Origin of the sequence: Streptomyces sp. NPDC093795, assembly GCF_044764665.1 — a bacterium.
Taxonomy (GTDB): domain Bacteria; phylum Actinomycetota; class Actinomycetes; order Streptomycetales; family Streptomycetaceae; genus Streptomyces.
The window spans coordinates 84,371-107,589 of the sequence record NZ_JBIWIO010000010.1; the positions used below are offsets into that span (position 1 = coordinate 84,371).

Consider the following 23,219-nt stretch of genomic DNA (forward strand, 5'->3'; position numbering starts at 1 on the left):
CCCCATGGGTCTCTACGTCGAGACACGGGTCCACGCGGACCTGGAGACGCTCTGGGAACGCACGCAGGAACCCGGCCGCCAGCAGCGGTGGGACCTGCGGTTCACGGAGATCGCCCACCTCCCGCGCGCCGAGGGCGAGCCGCAGCACTTCCGGTACGCGACCCGCGTCCTGCCCTTCCTGGTCGTCGCCGGCACTGGTGTCTCCGCGGGGGAGCGCCACCGGGCCGGCGGCGACCGGGTCTCCGCCCTCCGGTTCGCCTCCGGGCATCCGCGCTCGCTCCTCGCCGAGGGCAGCGGCTACTGGCGGTACGTCCCCACCCCGGACGGCGTCCGCTTCCTCACCGGCTACGACTACCGGCCCCGCTGGGGCCGTTTCGGCCGCGTCGCCGACCGGCTCGTCTTCCGGCCCCTCATGGGCTGGGCCACCGCCTGGTCCTTCGACCGGCTGCGGCTCTGGTGCGAGCGGGGCATCACCCCGGAACGCTCCCGCGACCGCTGGCTCGTCGAGGTCGCCGGGCGCCTGCTGCTCGTGGCCGTGCCGGCCGCCCTGGCCTTCCTGCCGCTCGGCGCGCTGTCGCTCGCCGCCGTGCCGCTCACCGTCCTCGGGCTCGCCGCCGCCGTCCTCGTACCGCCGTCGTCGCGCACCCCCGCGGCCCGGCGCTGTCTGCGCACCCCGCCCGCCCGCACCCGGGAGCCGCGCCTCCTCGCGACCCTGGAGCAGCCGTGACCTCGATCTTCCGTGCTGCCATGGGCGACACCGCCTTCGAGCGGCTGCACCCGGAGCTCCAGCGGCGCTTCTCCGTCGGGCTCACCAGCGGGGAGCTGTGCGTCGGGCGGGGCGTCATGGACCGGATCTGGCACGGCCGGGCGTTCGTGAAGCCGTTCCTCGCGGTCGGCGGGCTGCGGAACATCCTGCTGCCCCGGACCGGCAGGGACGTCCCCTTCGTGATCGAGAACGTGCCGTACGCCGACTCGTACGGACGCGAGACCGTCACCTTCGTCCGGACCTTCGACCTGCCCGGCGGGCCCCGGCGCTTCGACGCCACGATGGTCCACAGCCCCGAGCGGGGCTGCCTCCTCGACTACCTCGGCACCCACCAGCACCTCGCCAGCGATCTGCACCTCTCCGCCGAGCCCGACGGCTCGCTCCTCGTCGTCTCCGGCGAACACCGTTTCCGCGAGGGCCCGTTGGACGTGCGCGTGCCGGAACTGCTGGGCGGCAGGGCCGAGGTGCGTGAGTCCTTCGACGAGCGCACCGGCCGCTTCCGTATCAACGTGCGGGTGGAGAACCGGTACTTCGGTCCGCTCTTCGGGTACGAGGGGTCGTTCGCCGCCGCATACGCTGACGTACGATCCCGCGGGGTGCGCGCGGGGCTGCGCCCGGTGCGCGAGGAGGTGCGGGCATGAGCGGGACGACCGCGGAGGGCGTGAAGGAGCGGGACGCCCGGAGCCAGGAGACCCGGGAGAAGCTGCTCGAAGGCGCCCTGCGCACCCTCGTCGAGCAGGGCATCGCCAAGGCCTCCGCCCGCGCCATCGCGGCCACCGCCGGAGTCAACCAGGCCCTGGTCTTCTACCACTTCGGCTCCGTCGACGAACTGCTCGCCGCGGCCTGCCGGCACGGCGCCGAGCTGCGGGTCGCCCGCCATCGCGAGCGGCTCCGCTCCGTCGGCAGCCTCGGTGAGCTGCTCGCCTTCGGGCGTGCGCTGCACGCGGAGGAGCGGGAGGCCGGGCACGTCGACTTCCTCGGGCAGCTGCTCGCCGGGGCGCGGGCGCATCCCCGGCTCGTGCCGGCCACCGCCGCCGGGCTGGACCTGTGGATCAGCGAGATCGAACAGGTGCTCACGCGAGTCCTCGTGGGGACCCCGCTCGCCGAGTTCACCGACCCCGCCGGGCTCGCCCGCGCGGTCGCCGCCTCGTTCGTCGGGCTCGAACTGTACGAGGGGGTCGACCCGGCCGGCGCGGAGGCGGCCTTCGCCGCGCTCGAGCAGCTCGGCGCGCTGATGGCGGCCGTCGAGGAGCTGAACCCGGTCGCCCGGAGGGCCGTCACGTACGCGCTTCGGCGCCAGGGAGCCCGTACCCGGTAGGCCCCTCGCCCGTACCCGCCAAAAACCCTCACTCGGACGACTCCAGTCGACACGCCGAACGATGTCCCCTTTTGTTGGGGTATCGACCCGTTCGACGACAGCTGGAGGCACCGTGCGGCCGGGAGGCTACGACTACGAAACCTACAGCCGACTCGCCGGCCCGCTCACCGAACCGGACCCGGCGGCCTACAAGGTGCGGTACCGAAGCCTGCTCGCGAAGGAGCCGCACCGAATACGAGCCGTCCTCCTCATGAGCCTCGCGCCGCTCCTCTCGGCGCTGCTCCTCGCCTACCTCGTCTGGCCCAGTCACTGGACCGTCCGCGAGGGCGGCGACCGCTGGCTCGTCCACCTCGACACCGTGATGCTCGTGTCGATCGGGCTCATCTGCTTCTTCATGCTGGTGAACGTCACGTCGATCGCCCACGCCACCATGGTCGCCCGCGACCCGATACCCGTGTACGCCGAGCCGGGAACCCGCGTCGCCTTCCTCACCACGTACGTCCCGGGCAAGGAACCGCTCTCCATGGTCCGCGGCACCCTCGAAGGCGCCACCAGGCTGCGGCACGAGGGGACGCTCGACGTCTGGCTCCTCGACGAGGGCGACTCCGACGAGGCCAAGGCCCTCTGCGTCGAACTGGGCGTCCGCCACTTCACCCGCGCCGGCGTCCCCGAGTGGAACCGCAAGAAGGGCGTGCACAAGGCGAAGACCAAGCACGGCAACTACAACGCCTGGATCGCCATGCACGGCGACGCCTACGACTACTTCGCCTCCGTCGACACCGACCACGTCCCGCTCCCCAACTTCCTGGAGCGGATGCTCGGCTACTTCCGCGACCCGGACATCGCCTTCGTCGTCGGACCGCAGGTCTACGGCAACTACACCAACCTCGTCACCAAGGCCGCCGAGTCCCAGCAGTTCCTCTTCCACGCCCTCATCCAGCGCGCCGGGAACCGCTACCACGCCCCCATGTTCGTCGGCACGAACAACGTCGTCCGGATCTCCGCGCTCAAGCAGATCGGCGGCCTGTACGACTCGATCACCGAGGACATGGCCACCGGCTTCGAACTGCACCGCAGGAAGAACCCGCTCACCGGCCACTACTGGCGCTCCGTCTACACCCCCGACGTCCTCGCGGTCGGCGAGGGCCCCGCCTCCTGGACGGACTTCTTCACCCAGCAGCTGCGCTGGTCCCGGGGCACGTACGAGACGATCGTCAAGCAGTACTGGAAGGCGCCCTTCCGTACCCCGCCGGGGCGCTTCCTGAACTACACCCTGATGCTCGTCTACTACCCGATGACGGCCATCAACTGGCTCCTGGGCATCCTCAGCGGCGTCCTCTACCTCTGGTTCGGCGCCTCCGGCACCCAGGTCTCCACCTCGGTGTGGCTGATGATCTACAGCGACGCCGTCGCCCTCCAGATCGGCCTCTACCTCTGGAACCGGCGGCACAACGTCTCCCCCCACGAGCCCGAGGGCTCCGGCGGCCTCGCCGGCATGGCGATGTCCGCGCTCTCCGCCCCGATCTACCTCAAGTCCCTCGGCTCGGCGATCCTCCGCACCCGCGGCCGCTTCGTCGTCACCCCCAAGGGCGGCGCGGCCAGCCCCGACCGGGTCCTCACCTTCCGCATCCACCTCTACTGGGCGGCCGTCCTCGTCGCCTCGCTCGCCGCCTCCGTGTACTACGGGCACACCCACGCGGCCATGCGCACCTGGGCCGCCCTCGCCCTCGTCATCGCCCTCGCCCCGGTCTCCGTCTGGGCCTGGACGACCTTCCGGGAGCGGCGTGTCCTGCGCGTCCGCGAGCACGCCCGGGCCCGCGCCCGTGCCCGCGGTCTCGCCGACGCCCGCGAAGGGGTCGAGGTCCGGGCCGCCGCCACCCTCCCGCCCACCCCCGCAGCCCCGGCCCCCACGACGACCGGAGGGAACTGAGCCATGGCCTACCGGCCGTCCCAGAAGTTCAAGAAGACACTGCTCGGCGGCGGCGCGGTCGTCGTCCTCGCGGCGCTCAACGCCCCCGCCGCCGTCTCCTTCGCCGAGGAGAAGTACCACGCGTACAAGATCGCCCAGCCCGGCTACAAGCGGGCCTTCGGCTCCTGGGCGCCGGTGAACGTCCCCGCCCCGTACAGCGTCAACGCCATCCACGCGGCCCTGCTGCACACCGGCAAGGTGCTGCTCATCGCAGGCTCCGGCAACAGCCAGAAGAGCTTCGACGCCGGCACCTTCGACACCGTCCTCTGGGACCCGGTGAAGAACACCTTCAAGAAGGTCCCCACCCCCGAGGACTTCTTCTGCGCCGGCCACACCCAGCTCCCCGACGGGCGGCTCCTCGTCGCCGGCGGCACCGCCCGGTACGAGATCCTCAACGGCGAGGTCAAGAAGGCCGGCGGCGGCATGCGGGTCAAGAACGAGAACCCCGACAAGGCGGTCACCCTGAAGAAGGGCACCGTCTTCCGCTCGCCGTCGGGGGTCGAGTACGTCTCCAAGTTCGACGTGACCGTCCCCAAGGCGAAGCGCGAATTCGAGATCTCGTACTTCAAGAGCGGCCAGATGAAGCCGTGGCAGACGAAGGTCACCGCCGCCGAGGCCCGGGTCTTCGTCGAGGCCCGCGAGGAGGGCCCGCAGGCCCTCACCACCGAGGCCGCGCAGTACGAGGTCGTCGGCCTCAAGGGTGACGCGGCCGACGACGTCTACGGCCTCGCGCAGAAGCTCACCACCGAGAAGCAGGACTTCCAGGGCATCAAGAGCGCCTACGAGTTCGACCCGAAGGCGGAGAAGTACATCCCGGTCGCCCCCATGAAGGACGCCCGCTGGTACCCCACCCTCGTCACCCTCGAGGACGGCAAGGTCCTCGCCGTCTCCGGCCTCAACGACGTCGGCGACGTCGTCCCCGGCGACAACGAGATCTACGACCCCGCCACCAAGAAGTGGTCCAAGGGGCCCTTCCGCTACTTCCCCACCTACCCGTCCCTCTTCCTCACCAAGGGCGGCAAGCTCCTCTACAGCGGCTCCAACGCCGGTTACGGCCCCGCCGAGAAGGGCCGCGAGCCGGGCCTGTGGGACCTGAAGAAGAACTCCTTCACCAAGCTCTCCGGACTCACCGACCCCGACCAGCTGGAGACCTCCGCCTCCCTGCTGCTGCCCCCCGTCCAGAACCAGAAGGTCATGGTCCTCGGCGGCGGCGGGGTCGGCGAGTCGTCCAAGTCCACCGCCCGCACCTCCATCATCGACCTCTCCAAGGACAGCCCCGTCTTCACGGACGGGCCGACGCTCCCGCAGGGCACCCGCTACCTCAGCAGCGTCCTGCTGCCCGACGACACGGTCTTCACCACCGGCGGCTCCGAGGACTACCGCGGCCGCAGCGGCAGCGACATCCTCAAGGCGCAGTTCTACGACCCGAAGGCCAACGCCTTCGCCGAGGCCGCCGAGCCCACCGTCGGCCGCAACTACCACTCCGAGGCGCTGCTGCTGCCCGACGGCCGGGTCGCCACCTTCGGCTCCGACCCGCTCTTCGACGACAAGGACAACACCAGGCTCGGCACCTTCGAGCAGCGCATCGAGGTCTTCACCCCGCCCTACCTCCACAAGGCGGGCGACGACCGGCCCGTCCTCGGGGAGGGCCCGCGGGAACTCGACCAGAACGGCCGCGCCACCTTCAAGACCAAGGACGCCGGCCGGATCGCGAAGGCCCGGCTGATGCGACCCAGCGCCGTCACCCACACCACGGACGTCGAGCAGCGGTCCGTGGAACTCAAACTGACGAAGGGGCAGAACGGGACGACCGTCACCTTCGACGTACCGAAGGACCGGACCCTCGTACCGCCCGGCTGGTACATGCTGTTCGTCACCGACGCGAACGGCATCCCGTCCGAGGCCAAGTGGATCCAGGTGGACTGACGTACGCGGGTCAGGCCTGCGCCCCGGCGCGGTCTCGGCTTCCCGGTCAGACCTTCGCCCTGCGCGCCAGGCCCAGGGCGTAGTCCGGCCACCAGGTCCCCGCCGCCGGGCCGCCCCGGCACTGGCCGTCCGAGTCGCCGGGGCGCTTGATCCACAGATACGCGTCGACCAGCGCGTCCCCGGTCCGGTCCGTCGGCGGTACGCCGAGGGACCGGCCCGGCGGATTGCACCAGGCCTCCGCCCGGTCACCCGGGAGGGGTCCTGCGCCGTTGCGGCTCGTGTCCACCGTGAAGTGGATGCCGCCGAGGAGCTCCGAGAGCGAGGCGCCGAAGTCGCGTACGGTCTCGTTCCGCTGGAAGTTCGAGACGTTGAGCGCGAAGCCGTCCGCCCGGGCGACACCCGCCCGGCGCAGCGGCTCCACCAGCTTGCCCGGGTCGTCGATCCAGGCCGGATTGCCCGCGTCCAGATAGACCCGGGTGCGCGGCTGCCGCTTGAGCCGCTCGATCGCGCCGGCGAGCAGCTCGTACCGCTCGTCGTGGTACTGGGCCGGGGTGCAGCCGTCCACGACGTGCGGCACCGCGTCCGGCTCCAGGACGACGATCGCGGAGGCCTCCCCGATCGCGGTGGCGAACGAGTCGATCCAGGTCCGGTAGGCCGCCGCGTCGTGCGCGCCGCCCGCCGAGTACATCCCGCAGTCGCGGTGCGGGATGTTGTACGCGACGAAGACCGCCGTACGGTCCTCCGCCGCCGCTCCCCGGACCGCCCGGGTGATCTCCGGTACGGGATCGTCGCCGGCCGGCCAGTCCGCGACCGGCCGGTCCGCGATCCGCTTCAGGACCCGGGCGTCCTCGGTCCTGCCCTGCGCCTCGTACTCACGGACCTGCTTGGCCGCGTCGCTCTCCGGGTCGACCCAGAACGGGGAGCCGCTCGCGGGGGCGGCCGCGGACGCGCTGCGCGTCGACGGCGGGCCGACGGGGCCCTTCCGGGGCTCGTCCTCGCCGCACCCGGCCAGGAGCAGCGCGGAGACGAGGGTCAGGGCGACGGCGGTGACGGTGCGGCGGGACATCCGGCCCCCAGGGTCGGGTACGGAACGGGACGGAAGGTTACGTTCTGCAATATTCCGGGCCATCGTGACACGGGGGTCCACCGCTGCCGGTCTGCGACACCGCGATCCCGGCCGGGGCCGCCCGGGCGACCGAAAGGCGAGACAGGGCTGACCGCCATATGACCAGTCGGTAAGGTCGACGCGTGCCGAAGCCGCTCAGTCTCCCCTTCGACCCCATCGCCCGAGCCGACGAGCTCTGGCAGAAGCGCTGGGGCCCGGTCCCCTCGATGGCCGCGATCACCTCGATCATGCGCGCCCATCAGATCCTCCTCGCCGAGGTCGACGCCGTCGTCAAGCCGTACGGGCTGACCTTCGCGCGGTACGAGGCCCTGGTGCTGCTCACCTTCTCGAAGGCGGGCGAGCTGCCGATGTCGAAGATCGGCGAGCGGCTGATGGTCCACCCCACCTCCGTGACGAACACGGTGGACCGCCTCGTGAAGTCCGGTCTCGTCGCCAAGCGCCCCAACCCGAACGACGGCCGCGGCACCCTCGCGACCATCACGGAGAAGGGCCGCGAGGTCGTCGAGGCCGCGACCCGCGACCTGATGGAGATGGACTTCGGCCTCGGCGCGTACGACGCGGAGGAGTGCGGGGAGATCTTCGCGATGCTGCGCCCGCTCCGGGTCAGCGCGCGGGATTTCGACGAGAGCTGACCGGGAGCGCCCCTTGGGCGGACCCGCGCGAAGATCGCCCGGAACGTGCCGTTACGCTCGACGGCATGAAATCCAGTGTGTTGACCCGTTACCGCGTCATGGCGTACGTGACCGCCGTCATGCTGCTCGTGCTGTGCACCTGCATGGTCTTCAAGTACGGGTTCGACATGGGCGAGGACGTGACCTTCGCGGTCTCCCAGGCCCACGGTGTCCTCTACATCATCTACCTGGTCTTCGCCTTCGACCTGGGCTCCAAGGCCCGCTGGCCGTTCGGCAAGCTCCTGTGGATCCTGGTGAGCGGCACGATCCCGTTCGCCGCGTTCTTCGTCGAGCGCAAGGTCGCCGCCGAGACGCTTCCGCTGGTCAGCGGCGCGCAGCCGGCTCCGGCCAAGGCGTAACCCCGGGCCCCGCACTGATGTGCGGGGCTTTCCCATCGACATTTACTAGGACGTCCTAGTAAATTTGAAGCATGGACGCTGACGCGATCGAGGAAGGCCGCCGTCGCTGGCAGGCCCGTTACGACAAGGCCCGCAAGCGCGACGCCGACTTCACGACGCTCTCCGGGGACCCGGTCGAGCCCGTCTACGGGCCCCGGCCGGGGGACACGTACGAGGGGTTCGAGCGCATCGGCTGGCCCGGCGAGTACCCCTTCACCCGGGGTCTGCACGCGACCGGCTACCGGGGCCGGACCTGGACCATCCGCCAGTTCGCCGGCTTCGGCAACGCCGAGCAGACCAACGAGCGGTACAAGATGATCCTGGCCGCCGGCGGCGGCGGCCTCTCCGTCGCCTTCGACATGCCCACCCTCATGGGCCGCGACTCCGACGACCCCCGCTCCCTCGGCGAGGTCGGCCACTGCGGTGTCGCCATCGACTCCGCCGCCGACATGGAGGTCCTCTTCCAGGACATCCCGCTCGGCGACGTCACCACCTCGATGACGATCTCCGGCCCCGCCGTGCCCGTCTTCTGCATGTACCTGGTCGCCGCCGAACGCCAGGGCGTCGACCCCGCCGTCCTCAACGGCACCCTCCAGACCGACATCTTCAAGGAGTACATCGCGCAGAAGGAGTGGCTCTTCGAACCCGAGCCCCACCTGCGCCTCATCGGCGACCTGATGGAGCACTGCGCGCAGGGCATCCCCGCGTACAAGCCGCTCTCCGTCTCCGGCTACCACATCCGCGAGGCCGGGGCGACGGCCGCGCAGGAGCTCGCGTACACCCTCGCGGACGGCTTCGGCTACGTCGAGCTGGGCCTCTCCCGCGGCCTCGACGTCGACGTCTTCGCCCCCGGCCTCTCCTTCTTCTTCGACGCCCACCTCGACTTCTTCGAGGAGATCGCCAAGTTCCGCGCCGCCCGCCGCATCTGGGCCCGCTGGATGAAGGAGGTCTACGGCGCGAAGACCGACAAGGCGCAGTGGCTCCGCTTCCACACCCAGACCGCCGGCGTCTCCCTCACCGCCCAGCAGCCCTACAACAACGTCGTCCGCACCGCGGTCGAGGCCCTCTCCGCCGTCCTCGGCGGCACCAACTCCCTCCACACCAACGCCCTCGACGAGACCCTCGCGCTCCCCAGCGCCCAGGCCGCCGAGATCGCCCTGCGCACCCAGCAGGTCCTGATGGAGGAGACCGGCGTCGCCAACGTCGCCGACCCGCTGGGCGGCTCCTGGTACGTCGAGCAGCTCACCGACCGCATCGAGGCCGACGCCGAGAAGATCTTCGACCAGATCAGGGAGCGCGGCCGCCGCGCCCACCCGGACGGTCAGCACCCCATCGGCCCGATCACCTCCGGCATCCTCCGCGGCATCGAGGACGGCTGGTTCACCGGCGAGATCGCCGAGTCCGCCTTCCAGTACCAGCGGTCCCTGGAGAAGGGCGACAAGCGGGTCGTCGGCGTCAACTGCGCCCACGGCTCCGTCACTGGCGACCTGGAGATCCTGCGGGTCAGCCACGAGGTCGAGCGGGACCAGGTCCAGGCCCTCGGCGAGCGCAGGGCCCGCCGCGACGACGCCAAGGTCCGCGCCTCCCTCGACGCCATGCTCGCGGCGGCCAAGGACGGCTCGAACATGATCGCCCCGATGCTGGACGCCGTACGGGCCGAGGCCACGCTCGGCGAGATCTGCGACGCGCTCAGGGACGAGTGGGGCGTCTACACGGAGCCGCCGGGCTTCTAGAACCGGTTTGTGCGGCCGGTGACGGGAGTGTTCGCCTCATCGGGACGGTCGACGTCTGCGCGCCACAGCCCGGGAGGTGACAGCGGCTGTGTCGGTCGGGGCTTCTGCCGGTCGGCCTGGACGACGCCGGGTGCGTCTGCGTGGCTCAGGGCCTGGGTGGCGGTCAGCGCTGCCGTACCGCCGAAGGTGAGTGCTGCCACGACCGCTGCGGCCGCGGCCCTGCGGGTGATGATCATGGCCTGTCCTGAAGGGGAGGGCCAGGAGCGGGCCGCTCGCTCCACCCCTGGCTCTTCCCACCTAACCCTGGGGGTGCCCGGCGGCGCGTGGGCCGTCCCCGCCGAACGCGGACTCCCGGCCGGTCAGACGAGGATGCCGAGGTCGGAGTCGGGCCGGCAGATCTCGCAGGCCGGAAGGCCGCCTTCGGCCGGGGCGTGGCGGGCTTCGTCGCGGGTGAGGGGCCGGGTGTGCCGCCCGGCGAGGTGGCAGTCGCCGATGTGGGCGGCGGCGGGGTACGGGGCGGCCGCCTTCGCGGAGGTGAGCGAGGACCCAGCCGGGCTCTGCCGGCCCGGCGCGTACGGTCCGCATCGCTTCCTCGCGCCGCTCGGCCTCGGCTGTCCGGGCCCGGACACGGGCCAGGGACATCACGAGCCACGTCTCCAGGGTGCGAAGACGGGGAGGTCGGGCGGCAGCTCGGACATCAGAGACCCGCAGGCGTACCGAGCTTCTCGAGCATCTGCTGTTGGTGACGGTGGCCGACCGTCTCGTAGCCGATCACGGTGACGAAGGGCGCGAGCATGACCACGAGCAGGCACACCGCGATGGCAACGCCCGCGGCGGCCAGGAGGACTGCCGCGAGCAGTACGGCGATGGTGAGGGCGACCAGAAGGATGTGGAAGCGGTCTGCCGTGGACAGCAGCAGGGTGTGCAGGAGGTAGACCATCAGCATGTAGAGGCCGACGGGGAGAGCGAGGGCGAGGACGACGGCGGTGCCGGAGATCTTGGCGTGGTGTTCCATGTACAGGCCTGCCACGTGCAGCCCGGCGCCGGCTCCGGCGACGCCGATGAACAGGGGGATGTGACCGTAGCCGAAGAGGTATCCGCGGCCGCGGCGGTGCACCAGGATGTCGCCGAACGGCGTCAGGAAATACATCCACCACATACCGAAGGTCAGACCGACACCGGCGATGACGACGGCGACGGCGTTCCAGGTCCAGTGTGTGCCGTCCCCGCCTCCCAGGAGGTCTCCGGAAGAGGCGACCGTACCGACGACGCCCTCGCCGAGGACGATGATCGCGAAGAGTCCGTACCGTTCGGCGACGTGGTGCGGGTGCCAGGGGGTGCCGCCCGCGGAGCCCTGCGTCAGCACCGGCAGGACAAGTTCGAGGGCGCCCAGGACGGCGAACGCGGCGAAGACGACGCCGATCGGCATGTGCACGAAGGCCACGACGATCCAACCGGCCTGGACGATCACCGTCCAGCGGATGTTGGCCATCCCCACGTCGTGGAACGACGGGGACTGGCGGGCGGCACGCCACCACTGGAGCACCATCGCGATCCGCATCACGACGTAGCCGATGACCATGGCACGCAGTTCGAGGTGGTTGCCCTCCTCGACGGAGTGGAACATCGCGGGCAGGCCGAGCGAGAACACGACGACGCCGATCATCTGCAGCATCGTCACGGCCCGGTAGAGCCAGTCGTCGGTGGCGAACGCGGAGGCGAACCAGCTGAAGCTGATCCAGGCGATGCTGATCGCGAACATCGCCAGGACGAACGCGATGACCGCCTGGCCGGCATGCCCCTCGGCGACCATCTCGGCGAACTGGAACGCCGCCGTACCGACGGCGACCACGAAGGTCAGGTCGAACAACAGCTCCAGCGGCGAGGCGGTCCGGCCGTGCTCTTCCGGGTCACGGCCGGTCATGGGGACCAGCCGTCGCGACAGACCGAGCTTGCCGGGCCTGCCGGTGGGTGGGGAATCATTCATGTGCAGCAGTATTTCTGACGCTGCCCCTGTCGGCCCGGCCGCACTGCCGACGCAGAGCACTCCGGCCACAACGGCGAAACGCTGTACCCGCCCGGCCACAGCGGCATGTGGCTGTACGGGCAGCGGTCTCTCCTGGACATACCTCTGCGCTCGTCCCTGACGTGCCCGTCGGTGTCTGCCAGCAGCACGGCCGCAGGCTCCGGCTGCCAGGCCGTCCTCAATGCCGAGCAGCATCTCGCGGCCCTCGCAGACTCGGAGCAAGGCCGCCGCGAGCGTCACAGCCTGAGGCAGCACCCGGGCCCGTCGGTCCTCGGAACACCACCTCCTGCCCGTCGCGTTGGCGGATCCGACGGGCAGGAGCTGGCTGGTGAACCCGCGACCGTGTGTTCCTCACCCGCGTTGGTCGAGGGCTCGGGTCAGATCACGATTCGCGGACCTCGCGGCGTCGAGTTCCTCCTGGATCTCTTCCAGGCGCCGCTTGACCTCGACGTTGCTGCGCGGGCGGCTCGGGTGATGGCCGAGGCGATCAGCGGTGTGCCGTCACGCAGCGCCGCTGTGATGGCGTCCTGGACGCGGCGACGACGCCGGTCGGTCCCGGCTTGGCGGCCGTCAGCCATCTCGCCGGTCATGCCGGATTCCTCGTGGGCCGGACGTCGGGCAGGGGCTGGCGGACGCGTGGCATGCCGAGCAGGACGGTGCGGCTGCGGCGGACGAGGGTGACAGCCTGATCGATCTGGGTGCGTCTTCGGGGGTGAGGTCGTCGAGATCGTTCTGGACCCGCTCGGCGGCTGCCCTCGGCGCATGAGTGCGCAGAAGGCGATGGCTCTGGCACAGCAGCTAGGGCCCGTCCGGCGGATCATGGCCGGATTCGGAGTACGTCTCATGCGTCAGGGGCGGTACGGGGTACCCCGTACCGCCCCTGACGCGTACGCGGACCGTCAGTGGGCGAGCGCCCCCAGGCCGCCCACGAGGAGTGCGGAGAGACGCGCCACCCACGGCTCGTCCACCGGCTCCGCGCTCACCAGGGCACGGTGCACGACCGCGCCCGCGATCACGTCGAAGATCAGGTCGTCGGTGGCGTCCACCGCGGCCGGGTCGCGGTCCGCCGGAAGCTCGCCGCGCCGCTGCGCCCGTATCCGGCCCTCCAGGACGAGCCGCTTCTGCCGGTCGACGATCGAGGTGCGGATCCGCCGGCGCAGCGGCTCGTCGCGGGTCGACTCGGCCACGACCGCCATCAGGGCCGTCTTGGTCTCGGGGCGTTCGAGGAGGGCCGCGAACTGGAGGACGACGTTCTCGATGTCGGCCTGGAGGGAACCCAGGTCGGGCAGTTCGAGTTCGTCGAAGAGGACGGCGACGGCGTCCACCACGAGCTCGTTCTTGTTGGCCCAGCGGCGATAGAGGGTCGTCTTCGCAACCCCGGCGCGGCCGGCGACGTCTCCCATCGTGAGCTTGGACCAGCCCAGCTCGACCAGGGCCTCGCGGGTCGCCTCCAGGATGGCCGCGTCGGCCTCGGTGGAGCGGGGACGCCCGGTACGGCCGCTCGGGGGGCGGGTGCGGCTACACACCGACGGCATGGACGACATGGACGTCGACCATACCCGCCGGTACGTACGGCGCCAGGGGCGGGGCGTGTGAGGCAGTTCACGACGGAGGGCTCCCGTCGGGCCCCCGCCCCGAGTTACGCTACGACCTGTAGCGAAAGGCATTGAGCGGCCTGAGCGACAACCACTGCACCGGGTGGGGACCCGGTGTGAACCGATGACAAGAACCGTGTCGCCCCACGTCTCGCACACCGGCGGGAGACGTGCGGACGGCACGGTTCAGCCATGGCTTACCGGTTACGCGCGCGGAAGGGGGAGGATGTACGCATGCAGCCCCGAAACATGTCCATGAGCGGCGTCGTCGATCTCGCCGCGGTGAAGGCGGCCGGAGAGGCCAAGGCGAAGGCGGAGCAGGTGCGCGCCGAAGCCGCCCGACAGGGTGGCTCCGCGGCGGTGTCGCCGTCCGCCCTGGTGATCGATGTCGACGAGGCGGGCTTTGAGCGCGATGTGCTCCAGCGCTCCGCCGAGGTCCCGGTCGTCCTCGACTTCTGGGCCGAGTGGTGTGAGCCGTGCAAGCAGCTCGGCCCGCTCCTCGAACGGCTCGCCGTCGAGTACAACGGCCGCTTCCTCCTCGCGAAGATCGACGTCGACGCCAACCAGATGCTGATGCAGCAGTTCGGCATCCAGGGAATTCCGGCCGTTTTCGCGGTGGTCGCCGGTCAGGCGCTGCCGCTCTTCCAGGGTGCGGTGCCCGAGGCCCAGATCCGCGAGACCCTCGACCAGCTGATCCAGATCGGCGAGGAGCGCTTCGGTCTCACCGGGATCGCCGTCGACGCGGGCGCCTCCGAGGGCGCTGCGGCGACCGAGCTTCGCGCCGGCCCGTACGACGCGCTCCTCGAAGCGGCCCTGTCCGCGCTCGACGCGGGCGACCTGGCCGGCGCGGTCCAGGCGTACAAGAACGTGCTCGCCGACGACCCGGCCCACCCGGAGGCCAAGCTCGGCCTGGCCCAGGCCGAACTGCTCGCCCGGGTGCAGGACCTGGACCCGGCCGCCGTCCGTAAGAACGCCGCGGAGAACCCGGCGAACGTCACCGCCCAGATCGCCGCCGCCGACCTCGATCTGGTGGGCGGTCACGTGCAGGACGCCTTCGGGCGCCTCGTGGAGACCGTGCGCCGCACGGCGGGCGAGGACCGGGACGCGGCGCGGCTGCGGCTCCTGGAACTGTTCGAGGTGATCGGAGTCGACGACCCGAGGGTCACGGCCGCGCGCCAGGCGCTGGCCCGCGTGCTGTTCTGAGGTCTTCTCGCCCCGAATTGGCAACGCAGTGACAAATGGCAGCCGTGATTTACCAAATCTTGGTAATCACGGCTGCTGTTACTTGCAGTAAGTCGGTCCTGGTCTTCTGTCCGTATTCATACGGCGATCTCCCGACATTCCCGCGCACGCGAACGTACCCTCTGTGCCCGTTCGGTCCCATGCCGCCATGGCCCGGTTACTCGCCCGTTACCAGTCAGTAATGAGCCCCCTTGTGTCACGGCGCGGAATGGACCACGATCGGCGACGCTCGGTCCGAACCGCACCACCCCGGCAACCACCGGGACCGCGGCGAAGGTCCCCACCGGGCGGACCGGTGTTCCGGCACCGGTCGTGGACAGGGGGGTTCCCGATCTCACCGAACGGGGCCTGTCCAATCAGGCCGCGTGCAAAGGCGTGGCCCATGGTTGTCGCTCGGGGGTGATCGCCGGTGATTCGGACGCGCATCGCGCCGCCTGATGCCTCGGCGCTCTCCTTCCCGAGGACGTAGCTCTTCTCCCATCCCGGGACGGGCCCCCGCCCCTTCCGGAGATGTACGTCCGAGAAGGAGGAATTCTCATGCAGTCCCAGGTTCGTGGCGGAACCAGATGGAAGCGGTTCGCCGTCGTCATGGTCCCGAGTGTGGTCGCGACGGCCGCGATCGGTGTCGGCCTGGCTCAGGGCGCGCTGGCCGCGTCCTTCGCCATCTCCGGCCAGGAGTTCAAGGTCTCCACCGACAGCCTTGTCGGTGAGCAGTTCGTTCAGTACGGCAGCGTCGCCAAGGGTCACACGCTGGACGGCAAGCCCTTCGGGGCCCCGGTCGCAGTGTCCGGCTTCGACAACGCCCGGATCACCAACATGTGCCAGTCGGTCGTGACGCCGGTCCCCGGGCTCGGCAACGTCACCCTCCGTCTGACGGCGGGTAACAGCGACGAGGCCAAGGGCGGTGACGAGGACAGGCAGGTCTACGCCGAGGAGCTCTACCTCGACGTCTCCGACCTCAAGGCCGACGCCAAGTTCACCAACATCGACATCGGTGTCGCGGCTGGCTCCCTCCCCAAGAAGCCCGGTGGACAGGGCACCCAGCCCGGCGTCGACCCGGAGAGCTACAGCAAGCAGGGCTTCGCGCAGCGTGCTGAACACGTCACGCTGACCAACGTCAGGCAGAAGGCATGGGCCACCACGGCCGCCACCTTCCGCCTTCCCGACCTGAGCCTGTCCCTGCACCGGGGCACCGACAAGGAGTGCTTCAAGGGCTGACCAAGTCCTGAAGGTGCGGGCCGCCGCGGCGGCCCGCACACTCTCCGGGGCCCGGCCCCACTTCTCTCCACATCTTTCAGCAACACCGCTTCCAGGGAGCTGTTTTCCATGAGCGCCGAGACCACCGCCTCCCGCGAAGTCCCCCAGGACAATCCGTTCAAGGTCTGGCGGCAGACCCGGCCCTTCTGGGCGGGACTGTTCACCATGATCGGTGGCCTGCCGATCGCGTACCTCCCCTACGGGGACATGCGACTCGGCAACATCACCCTCGCGATGAAGACGACCGCCGGATCCAGCGCGCTGATCATCGGCGTCCTGCTGATCACGCTCGGCCTGACCATGTGGTTCCACTCCATCGTGCGCGTCTTCGCCGGTGTGGCGTCGATCATCCTGGGGCTGGTCTCCATCCCGGTGTCGAACTTCGGCGGTCTGGTCGTCGGGTACCTGTTCGCCCTCGTCGGCGGCGGCATGTCCATCGCCTGGGCGCCCGCGCCACCGGTCGAGGAGGCAATCGACGCCGAGGACGACGGCGAGCGGAGGGCCTCCGCCGAGGTCGAGGGCGTACTGGCCGCCGGCGTCCCGGAGCAGCGCGAGGCGGAGCACCACGCGACCGAAACGACGATCGACGCCAACGGCGGGAGGAACAGTGCGGGGTGACGAGACTCAGTCGGCGCTCGCGAAAGGTGGCCCGCGGCACGCGGCCCCGCGCAAGTCGCTGCTGAACAGGATCCAGGGCCCCGCGGGCAAGGCGATGGCGCTGGCCGCCATGCCGACCGCGGTGTTCATGGGCATGGGCCTCACGCCCAAGATCGCCCTCGCCGACGAGAAAGACATCCCCTTCGCGCCCGGCCCCTGCGTCACCCGCTCCGACGAGCCGGTGACGGAGGAGACGACCAAGCCGGCCGAGACGGCGAAGCCGACCCCGTCCACGACGCCTTCGGTGACCGCGTCGGCCACCCCGACCGCCACGGCCACCGCGACCGCCACCCCCACCCCGACGCCGACCGCGACGGAGACCGGGCAGGCGACGACCCAGCAGACGCAGGAGCAGGCGAAGGTCACCGCCGCGCCGACCGCGACCCCGACGGCGACACCCACGCCGACCAAGTCGGTGAACCCGTTGGACCCGCTGGGCGCGGGTGACGCGCTCAGGGACCTGTTCGACGGCCCGGATCCGAAGCCGACGGTCACACCCACGACCGCGGCCCCGACGACGCAGGCCCCGGCAGAGCCGGCGACGCCCGGCGACGCGCCGGCCACCACGCCCGCGCCGAAGCCGACGACCACCGCTCCGAAGGCGAAGGCGACCGTAGACCCGGCCGCCGAGAAGGCGAAGGCCGCGATCGAGAAGGCCGCCGAGAAGGCGGGCGTCACGGTCAAGGAGCTGCCGGAGAGCGCGAAGGGCCTCGACGCCAAGAAGGACGAGGACATACCCGACGGGGCCAAGCCCCGCTTCCCGTGCCCCGAGCCCGACCCCGAGGCGCTCGCGGCGGCCGAACTGGAGCCCGGCCTCCCGCTGCTCCCGGACGAGCCGTGGCGCCTGGAGAGCTCGCTGCTCAAGCTGTACGGCCTGAAGTACCACGGCATCGTGGAGGTGAAGACCTACGGCGGCAAGATCAAGAAGGTGCTGAAGTTCACCGCGTCCAAGGTGGACATCCACGACCTGCACCAGATGACGGTCCACTCCGACGGGTACACGGCCCACGTCCGCTCCAGCAAGAAGGACGAGTCGACCATCCGCGACGGCACGGTGACCATGTACACGGAGGAGCTGAAGGGCAATCTCTTCGGCCTCATCCCGGTCACCTTCAGCCCGGCGTCCCCGCCCCCGCTGGACGTCCCCTACGCCGAGTTCACCAAGGTGAAGCTGAAGCAGGCCGGCCAGTTCGGCGGCACCCTCAGGGTCCCGGAGCTCAGGAACACGATCGAGCCCGACTGATTCCCGTACCTCTCATGACGAAGCCCCCGTCCACCGGACGGGGGCTTCGTCATGCGTCAGGCGCGGCACCGTCAGGCGTGCTCGCCGCCGCCGAGGTGGTGGACGCGGACCATGTTCGTCGTGCCCGGGACGCCGGGAGGCGAGCCGGCCGTGATGACCATGGTGTCGCCCTCGTTGTAGCGCTGGAGCTTCAGGAGCTCGGCGTCCACGAGGTCGACCATCGCGTCCGTGGTCTCCACGAACGGGACGAGGTAGGACTCGACGCCCCAGCTCAGGGTGAGCTGGTTGCGGGTGTTCTCGTCCGTCGTGAAGGCGAGGATCTGCTGCTGCGTGCGGTAGCGGGAGAGGCGGCGGGCCGTGTCGCCGGACTGGGTGAAGGCGACCAGGGCCTTGCCGCCCAGGAAGTCGGCGATCTCGCAGGCCGCGCGGGCGACGGAGCCGCCCTGGGTGCGCGGCTTCTTGCCCGGGACCAGGGGCTGGAGGCCCTTGGAGAGCAGCTCCTCCTCGGCCGCGGTGACGATCTTCGACATCGTCTTCACGGTCTCGATCGGGTACGCGCCGACCGAGGACTCGGCCGACAGCATGACCGCGTCCGCGCCGTCCAGGATCGCGTTGGCGACGTCGCTCGCCTCGGCGCGCGTCGGGCGCGAGTTGGTGATCATCGACTCCATCATCTGGGTGGCGACGATGACCGGCTTGGCGTTGCGGCGGCACATCTCGACGAGACGCTTCTGCACCATCGGGACCCGCTCGAGCGGGTACTCGACGGCCAGGTCGCCACGGGCCACCATGACCGCGTCGAAGGCCGCGACGACGGCCTCCATGTTCTCGACGGCCTGCGGCTTCTCGACCTTGGCGATGACGGGGACCCGGCGGCCCTCCTCGTCCATCACCTTGTGGACGTCCTTGACGTCGTTCGCGTCGCGGACGAAGGAGAGCGCGACCATGTCGCAGCCCATCCGCAGGGCGAAGCGGAGGTCGTCGACGTCCTTCTCGGACAGGGCGGGGACGTTGACCGCCGCACCGGGCAGGTTGATGCCCTTGTGGTCGGAGATGACACCGCCCTCGACGACGATGGTCTTGACCCGGGGGCCCTCGACCTCGACGACCCGCAGTTCGACGTTGCCGTCGTTGATGAGGACCTGGTCGCCCTTGGAGACGTCGCCGGGCAGACCCTTGTAGGTGGTGCCGCAGATCGACTTGTCGCCGGGGACGTCCTCGGTGGTGATGGTGAACTCGTCACCGCGCACCAGCTCGACGGGGCCCTCGGCGAAGGTCTCGAGGCGGATCTTGGGACCCTGGAGGTCGGCGAGGACGCCGACGGCGCGCCCGGTGTCCGCGGAGACCTGCCGGACGCGGTCGTACCGCTCCTGGTGCTCTGCCTGGGATCCGTGGCTGAAGTTGAATCGGGCCACGTTCATGCCGGCCTCGATGAGAGCCTTCAGCTGCTCATACGAGTCGACGGCGGGGCCCAGCGTGCAGACGATTTTGGAACGGCGCATGAGGCGGATCCTATCGGTTTGTTTCACTGCGGAATATTCCGTCTGGCGGAAAGTACAAATGGGCGCGGGGCCGCTCAGGCGTTCACTCGTTCGAGCCCGCTGTGCTCTGAACGAGCGCGTGACTCTGGCGCGCGATCTCCAGCTCCTCGTCCGTCGGTACCACGGCCACCGCCACCCGCGCGTACTCCGGCGAGATCAGCCGCGCCTCGTCGGACCGCACGGAGTTGAGGCCCGCGTCCACCGCGAGCCCCAGCTCCTCCAGGCCCGCGATCGCAGCCTCCCGCACCGGGGCCGCGTTCTCGCCGACCCCCGCCGTGAACGCCACCGCGTCCACCCGGCCGAGCACCGCGTAGTACGCGCCGATGTACTTCTTCAGCCGGTGGACGTAGATCTCGAAGGCGAGCGCCGCCCGCTCGTCGCCCTCGTCGATCCGGCGCCGGATCTCCCGCATGTCGTTGTCGCCGCAGAGCCCGACCAGGCCGGACTTCTTGTTGAGCAGGACGTCGATCTCGTCCTCGTCCATGCCCGCCACCCGCTTCAGGTGGAAGGTGACCGCCGGGTCGATGTCGCCCGACCGGGTGCCCATGACCAGGCCCTCAAGAGGGGTGAGGCCCATCGAGGTGTCCACGCACCGGCCGCCCCGCACCGCCGACGCGGAGGCGCCGTTCCCCAGGTGCAGCACGATCACGTTCACCTCCTCCGGCTCCTTGCCGAGCAGCCGCGCCGTCTCCCGTGAGACGTACGCGTGCGAGGTGCCGTGGAAGCCGTACCGCCGGATCCGGTACGCGTCCGCCGTCTCCACGTCGATCGCGTACCGCGCGGCCGACTCCGGCATCGTCGTGTGGAAGGCCGTGTCGAAGACCGCGACCTGCGGCAGGTCGGGGCGCAGCGCCATCGCCGTACGGATGCCGGTGAGGTTCGCCGGGTTGTGCAGCGGCGCCACCGGCACGAGCCGCTCGATCTCCGCGAGCACCTCGTCGTCGATCACCGTCGGCTCGGTGAACCGCAGCCCGCCGTGCACCACCCGGTGGCCGATCGCCGCGAGTTCGGGGGAGTCCAGGCCGAGACCGTCCGCCGCGAGCTCCTCGGCGACCGCCTTCAGCGCGGCCGCGTGGTCGGCGATCGGACCGCTCTTCTCGCGCTTCCCTCCGCCGCCCTGGAGCGGGGTGTGCACGAGCCGCGAGGTCTCCTCGCCGATGCGCTCCACCAGCCCCTGGGCGAGACGACTGTCGTCGCGCATGTCGAGCAGCTGGTACTTCACCGACGAGGAGCCGGAGTTGAGGACGAGTACACGAGAGGCGGTCATGCGGTGGGCTCCTGACCCTGGGTGGGGACCTGGGGGACCTGGGGGACCTGGGAGGTCTGGGGGATCGGGGGGACCTGGGACTGGATCGCCGTGATGGCGACCGTGTTCACGATGTCGCTGACGAGCGCGCCGCGCGAGAGGTCGTTCACCGGCTTGCGCAGGCCCTGGAGCACCGGGCCGACGGCCACGGCGCCGGCCGAACGCTGCACGGCCTTGTAGGTGTTGTTGCCGGTGTTGAGGTCCGGGAAGATCAGGACGGTCGCCTGCCCCGCCACCTCCGACTCCGGCAGCTTCGTCGCCGCCACCGAGGGCTCCACGGCCGCGTCGTACTGGATCGGGCCCTCGATCCGCAGCTCCGGGTGCGCCTCGCGGACCAGCTTGGTCGCCTCCCGCACCTTGTCGACGTCCGCGCCGGAGCCCGAGGTGCCGGTGGAGTACGACAGCATCGCGATCCGCGGATCGACGCCGAAGCGGGCCGCGGTGGCCGCCGACTGGGCGGCGATGTCCGCGAGCTGCTCGGCGTTCGGGTCCGGGTTGACCGCGCAGTCGCCGTACACGAGGACCTTGTCGGCCAGGCACATGAAGAAGACCGAGGAGACGATCGAGGCGTCCGGCTTCGTCTTGATGATCTCGAAGGCCGGGCGGATCGTCGCGGCCGTGGAGTGCACCGAACCGGAGACCATGCCGTCGGCCAGGCCCTCCTGCACCATCAGGGTGCCGAAGTAGTTGACGTCCGAGACGACGTCGTACGCGAGCTCGACGGTGACGCCCTTGTGGGCGCGCAGCGCCGCGTACTTCTCCGCGAAGGAGTCCCGCAGCTCCGAGGTCTGAGGGTCGATGACCTGCGTGTCGGCGAGCGGGATGCCCAGGTCGGCGGCCTTCTTGCGGATGGTCTCGATGTCGCCGAGCAGCGTCAGGTCGCAGACGTCACGGCGCAGCAGTACGTCGGCTGCGCGCAGCACCCGCTCCTCGGTGCCCTCGGGGAGCACCACTCGGCGCCGGTCGGCGCGCGCCTGCTCGATGAGCTCGTGCTCGAACATCATCGGGGTGACCCGGCCGCTGCGGGCGACCGAGACCCGCTTGAGGAGGTCGGCCGTGTCCACGTGCCGCTCGAACAGGCCGAGGGCCGTCTCCGCCTTGCGGGGGGTGGCGGCGTTCAGCTTGCCTTCGAGGGCGAAGAGTTCGGCGGCGGTCGGGAAGCTGTTGCCCGGTACGGAGATGACCGGGGTGCCCGGCGCCAGGCGGGCCGCCAGGGTCAGGACCTCCTCGCCGGGCCGCTCGTCGAGGGTGAGCAGTACGCCGGCGATCGGCGGGGTGCCGGCCGAGTGCGCGGCGAGCGCGCCGACGACCAGGTCGGCCCGGTCCCCGGGGGTGACGACCAGACAGCCGGGGGTCAGCGCGTGTAGGAAGTTCGGCAGCATGGCGCCGCCGAAGACGAAGTCGAGGGCGTCCCGCGCGAGACCCGCCTCGTCGCCGAGGACCACGGAGGCGCCGAGCGCGTGGGTGATCTGGGAGACGGTGGGCGCGGCAAGGGCCGGCTCGTCCGGCAGGACGTAACAGGGCACGGGAAGCCGGGCGGTGAGCCGCTCGGCGATGGCCTCACGGTCCTCGCCCGCGACCCGGTTGACGACCATCGCGAGGACGTCGCAGCCGAGCCCGTCGTACGCCCGGAAGGCGTTGCGCGCCTCGGCGCGTACGGACTCCGCCGACTGGCCCTTGCCGCCGACGACCGGTATGACGGAGGCGCCGAACTCGTTGGCGAGCCGGGCGTTGAGCGCCAGCTCGTCGGGGAGCTGGGTGGCGGCGAAGTCGGTGCCGAGGACGAGGACGACCTCGTAGTCGCGGGCGACGGCGTGGAAACGGTCGACGAGCCGCGAGACCAGCTCGTCGGTGCCCCGCTCGGCCTGGAGCGCGGCGGCCTCGTGGTAGTCCATGCCGTATACCGTCGAGGCGTCCTGCGAGAGCCGGTAGCGGGCGCGCAACAGGTCGAAGAGCCGGTCGGGACCGTCGTGCACCAGGGGCCGGAACACCCCCACCCGGTCCACCTGGCGGGTGAGGAGCTCCATGACTCCCAGCTCGACGACCTGGCGGCCGTCTCCGCGGTCGATCCCGGTCACGTACACGCTGCGCGTCACGCCGTGGTCTCCTGTCCAGTCCTGCGGAACTCGGGGTGCTGCCGCCACCGCCGGTCCAGTGCCTGTCGTCCACTGCCTGTCAATCCAGGGCCTGCCGGATCGGGCGCCTGCCAATCCAGCGTCTGTCAATCCAGTGCCCTCAGAATGGCCCGATAGGGCGGCATTACCCCCTTGACAATACCCCCGCCGATGGTTACGTCGCCCGCCGGACGAAGGGCCCGGAAACCCGGGACGAAAGGCCTCCGGGGGCCCGGCCGACGGGGCGCGCGGAGCGGCGGCGAGCGCGCCCGTCAGGTCCGGCGTGTGAGAATTGCGGTGGCTCACCCGGACCGCGACCGAGCAGGAGACA

20 protein-coding genes are annotated in these 23,219 nt (G+C 70.6%); 12 read left to right on the forward strand and 8 right to left on the reverse strand.

All coding sequences use genetic code 11. From position 1 onward, the window contains the following. The first annotated feature begins 4 nt into the window (after nucleotides 1–4). The 5 genes from ACIRB7_RS25535 to ACIRB7_RS25555 all read left to right on the forward strand — a co-directional run bounded on the left by ACIRB7_RS25535 (nucleotide 5) and on the right by ACIRB7_RS25555 (nucleotide 5,979). Complete coding sequence (locus ACIRB7_RS25535; RefSeq protein WP_403603261.1) at nucleotides 5–727, forward strand: hypothetical protein; 723 nt, start codon at nucleotides 5–7, stop codon at nucleotides 725–727. Further along, complete coding sequence (locus ACIRB7_RS25540; RefSeq protein ID WP_403602893.1) at nucleotides 724–1,407, forward strand: DUF4166 domain-containing protein; 684 nt, start codon at nucleotides 724–726, stop codon at nucleotides 1,405–1,407. Before ACIRB7_RS25535 ends, ACIRB7_RS25540 begins: the two co-directional genes overlap by 4 nt. Next, nucleotides 1,404–2,084, forward strand: a complete 681-nt coding sequence (locus tag ACIRB7_RS25545) for a TetR/AcrR family transcriptional regulator (RefSeq protein ID WP_403602895.1) — start codon at nucleotides 1,404–1,406, stop codon at nucleotides 2,082–2,084. Before ACIRB7_RS25540 ends, ACIRB7_RS25545 begins: the two co-directional genes overlap by 4 nt. 112 nt (nucleotides 2,085–2,196) lie before the next feature. Beyond that, entirely contained in the window at nucleotides 2,197–4,014 is a 1,818-nt protein-coding gene (locus ACIRB7_RS25550) for a glycosyltransferase family 2 protein (protein ID WP_403602897.1), read from the forward strand. Between the two features lie 3 nt (nucleotides 4,015–4,017). After that, nucleotides 4,018–5,979, forward strand: a complete 1,962-nt coding sequence (locus ACIRB7_RS25555) for a galactose oxidase-like domain-containing protein (protein WP_403602899.1) — start codon at nucleotides 4,018–4,020, stop codon at nucleotides 5,977–5,979. Between the two features lie 46 nt (nucleotides 5,980–6,025). Here the strand turns inward: ACIRB7_RS25555 and ACIRB7_RS25560 are convergent, their stop codons facing one another. Next, complete coding sequence (locus ACIRB7_RS25560; RefSeq protein ID WP_403602901.1) at nucleotides 6,026–7,045, reverse strand: glycoside hydrolase family 6 protein; 1,020 nt, start codon at nucleotides 7,043–7,045, stop codon at nucleotides 6,026–6,028. A 182-nt stretch (nucleotides 7,046–7,227) separates the two neighbouring features. On the opposite strand from ACIRB7_RS25560, the gene ACIRB7_RS25565 reads away from it, so the two are divergent. The 3 genes from ACIRB7_RS25565 to ACIRB7_RS25575 all read left to right on the forward strand — a co-directional run bounded on the left by ACIRB7_RS25565 (nucleotide 7,228) and on the right by ACIRB7_RS25575 (nucleotide 9,907). Continuing rightward, the gene (locus ACIRB7_RS25565) at nucleotides 7,228–7,737 is read left to right on the forward strand and encodes a MarR family transcriptional regulator (protein WP_250761806.1); all 510 of its coding nucleotides are present in this window, start codon (nucleotides 7,228–7,230) and stop codon (nucleotides 7,735–7,737) included. A 65-nt stretch (nucleotides 7,738–7,802) separates the two neighbouring features. Then, the gene (locus ACIRB7_RS25570; RefSeq protein WP_351215225.1) at nucleotides 7,803–8,135 is read left to right on the forward strand and encodes a DUF3817 domain-containing protein; all 333 of its coding nucleotides are present in this window, start codon (nucleotides 7,803–7,805) and stop codon (nucleotides 8,133–8,135) included. Between the two features lie 71 nt (nucleotides 8,136–8,206). Continuing rightward, nucleotides 8,207–9,907, forward strand: a complete 1,701-nt coding sequence (locus tag ACIRB7_RS25575; protein ID WP_403602904.1) for a methylmalonyl-CoA mutase — start codon at nucleotides 8,207–8,209, stop codon at nucleotides 9,905–9,907. Here the strand turns inward: ACIRB7_RS25575 and ACIRB7_RS25580 are convergent. From ACIRB7_RS25580 to ACIRB7_RS25595, 4 genes are all read right to left on the reverse strand, one after another. Continuing rightward, nucleotides 9,904–10,143, reverse strand: a complete 240-nt coding sequence (locus tag ACIRB7_RS25580; protein ID WP_403602906.1) for a hypothetical protein — start codon at nucleotides 10,141–10,143, stop codon at nucleotides 9,904–9,906. The two genes, ACIRB7_RS25575 and ACIRB7_RS25580, sit on opposite strands and share 4 nt — an antisense overlap. Nucleotides 10,144–10,266: 123 nt before the next feature. Next, entirely contained in the window at nucleotides 10,267–10,536 is a 270-nt protein-coding gene (locus tag ACIRB7_RS25585; protein WP_403602908.1) for a DUF6233 domain-containing protein, read from the reverse strand. 68 nt (nucleotides 10,537–10,604) lie between these two features. Next, complete coding sequence (locus ACIRB7_RS25590; RefSeq protein ID WP_403602910.1) at nucleotides 10,605–11,894, reverse strand: low temperature requirement protein A; 1,290 nt, start codon at nucleotides 11,892–11,894, stop codon at nucleotides 10,605–10,607. A gap of 938 nt (nucleotides 11,895–12,832) precedes the next feature. Further along, nucleotides 12,833–13,477 (reverse strand): TetR/AcrR family transcriptional regulator, encoded by a 645-nt coding sequence (locus tag ACIRB7_RS25595; protein ID WP_403602912.1) that lies wholly within the window; start codon nucleotides 13,475–13,477, stop codon nucleotides 12,833–12,835. 285 nt (nucleotides 13,478–13,762) lie between these two features. Between ACIRB7_RS25595 and ACIRB7_RS25600 the strand changes: the two genes are divergently transcribed. From ACIRB7_RS25600 to ACIRB7_RS25615, 4 genes are all read left to right on the forward strand, one after another. Beyond that, a complete protein-coding gene (locus ACIRB7_RS25600) occupies nucleotides 13,763–14,731 on the forward strand; it encodes a tetratricopeptide repeat protein (protein ID WP_403602914.1) in 969 nt (322 codons plus the stop codon). 576 nt (nucleotides 14,732–15,307) lie between these two features. After that, on the forward strand, nucleotides 15,308–15,988 hold the full coding sequence (locus tag ACIRB7_RS25605; RefSeq protein ID WP_403602916.1) for a DUF6230 family protein: 681 nt from the start codon (nucleotides 15,308–15,310) through the stop codon (nucleotides 15,986–15,988). Nucleotides 15,989–16,096: 108 nt separating this feature from the next. Beyond that, the gene (locus ACIRB7_RS25610) at nucleotides 16,097–16,645 is read left to right on the forward strand and encodes a DUF6114 domain-containing protein (RefSeq protein WP_403602918.1); all 549 of its coding nucleotides are present in this window, start codon (nucleotides 16,097–16,099) and stop codon (nucleotides 16,643–16,645) included. Next, complete coding sequence (locus ACIRB7_RS25615) at nucleotides 16,635–17,927, forward strand: hypothetical protein (RefSeq protein WP_403602920.1); 1,293 nt, start codon at nucleotides 16,635–16,637, stop codon at nucleotides 17,925–17,927. Before ACIRB7_RS25610 ends, ACIRB7_RS25615 begins: the two co-directional genes overlap by 11 nt. 71 nt (nucleotides 17,928–17,998) lie before the next feature. Here the strand turns inward: ACIRB7_RS25615 and pyk are convergent, their stop codons facing one another. The 3 genes from pyk to pta form a co-directional block, all read right to left on the reverse strand. Then, nucleotides 17,999–19,429: a pyruvate kinase gene (gene pyk / locus ACIRB7_RS25620; protein WP_403602922.1), complete on the reverse strand. Its 1,431-nt coding sequence runs from the start codon at nucleotides 19,427–19,429 to the stop codon at nucleotides 17,999–18,001. An 82-nt stretch (nucleotides 19,430–19,511) separates the two neighbouring features. Beyond that, nucleotides 19,512–20,735, reverse strand: a complete 1,224-nt coding sequence (locus ACIRB7_RS25625) for an acetate kinase (protein ID WP_403602924.1) — start codon at nucleotides 20,733–20,735, stop codon at nucleotides 19,512–19,514. Further along, the gene (pta, locus tag ACIRB7_RS25630; RefSeq protein ID WP_403602926.1) at nucleotides 20,732–22,870 is read right to left on the reverse strand and encodes a phosphate acetyltransferase; all 2,139 of its coding nucleotides are present in this window, start codon (nucleotides 22,868–22,870) and stop codon (nucleotides 20,732–20,734) included. Before pta ends, ACIRB7_RS25625 begins: the two co-directional genes overlap by 4 nt. Nucleotides 22,871–23,219: the final 349 nt, after the last annotated feature.

Bases quoted from the DNA above. Each gene is read 5' to 3' on its own strand.
- ACIRB7_RS25535 (WP_403603261.1), top strand. From the start codon at position 5: ATGGGTCTCTACGTCGAGACACGGGTCCACGCGGACCTGGAGACGCTC.
- ACIRB7_RS25545 (WP_403602895.1), top strand. From the start codon at position 1,404: ATGAGCGGGACGACCGCGGAGGGCGTGAAGGAGCGGGACGCCCGGAGC.
- ACIRB7_RS25555 (WP_403602899.1), top strand. From the start codon at position 4,018: ATGGCCTACCGGCCGTCCCAGAAGTTCAAGAAGACACTGCTCGGCGGC.
- ACIRB7_RS25560 (WP_403602901.1), bottom strand. From the start codon at position 7,045: ATGTCCCGCCGCACCGTCACCGCCGTCGCCCTGACCCTCGTCTCCGCG.
- ACIRB7_RS25570 (WP_351215225.1), top strand. From the start codon at position 7,803: ATGAAATCCAGTGTGTTGACCCGTTACCGCGTCATGGCGTACGTGACC.
- ACIRB7_RS25575 (WP_403602904.1), top strand. From the start codon at position 8,207: ATGGACGCTGACGCGATCGAGGAAGGCCGCCGTCGCTGGCAGGCCCGT.
- ACIRB7_RS25580 (WP_403602906.1), bottom strand. From the start codon at position 10,143: ATGATCATCACCCGCAGGGCCGCGGCCGCAGCGGTCGTGGCAGCACTC.
- ACIRB7_RS25590 (WP_403602910.1), bottom strand. From the start codon at position 11,894: ATGAATGATTCCCCACCCACCGGCAGGCCCGGCAAGCTCGGTCTGTCG.
- ACIRB7_RS25595 (WP_403602912.1), bottom strand. From the start codon at position 13,477: ATGTCGTCCATGCCGTCGGTGTGTAGCCGCACCCGCCCCCCGAGCGGC.
- ACIRB7_RS25600 (WP_403602914.1), top strand. From the start codon at position 13,763: ATGCAGCCCCGAAACATGTCCATGAGCGGCGTCGTCGATCTCGCCGCG.
- ACIRB7_RS25605 (WP_403602916.1), top strand. From the start codon at position 15,308: ATGCAGTCCCAGGTTCGTGGCGGAACCAGATGGAAGCGGTTCGCCGTC.
- ACIRB7_RS25610 (WP_403602918.1), top strand. From the start codon at position 16,097: ATGAGCGCCGAGACCACCGCCTCCCGCGAAGTCCCCCAGGACAATCCG.
- pyk (WP_403602922.1), bottom strand. From the start codon at position 19,429: ATGCGCCGTTCCAAAATCGTCTGCACGCTGGGCCCCGCCGTCGACTCG.
- ACIRB7_RS25625 (WP_403602924.1), bottom strand. From the start codon at position 20,735: ATGACCGCCTCTCGTGTACTCGTCCTCAACTCCGGCTCCTCGTCGGTG.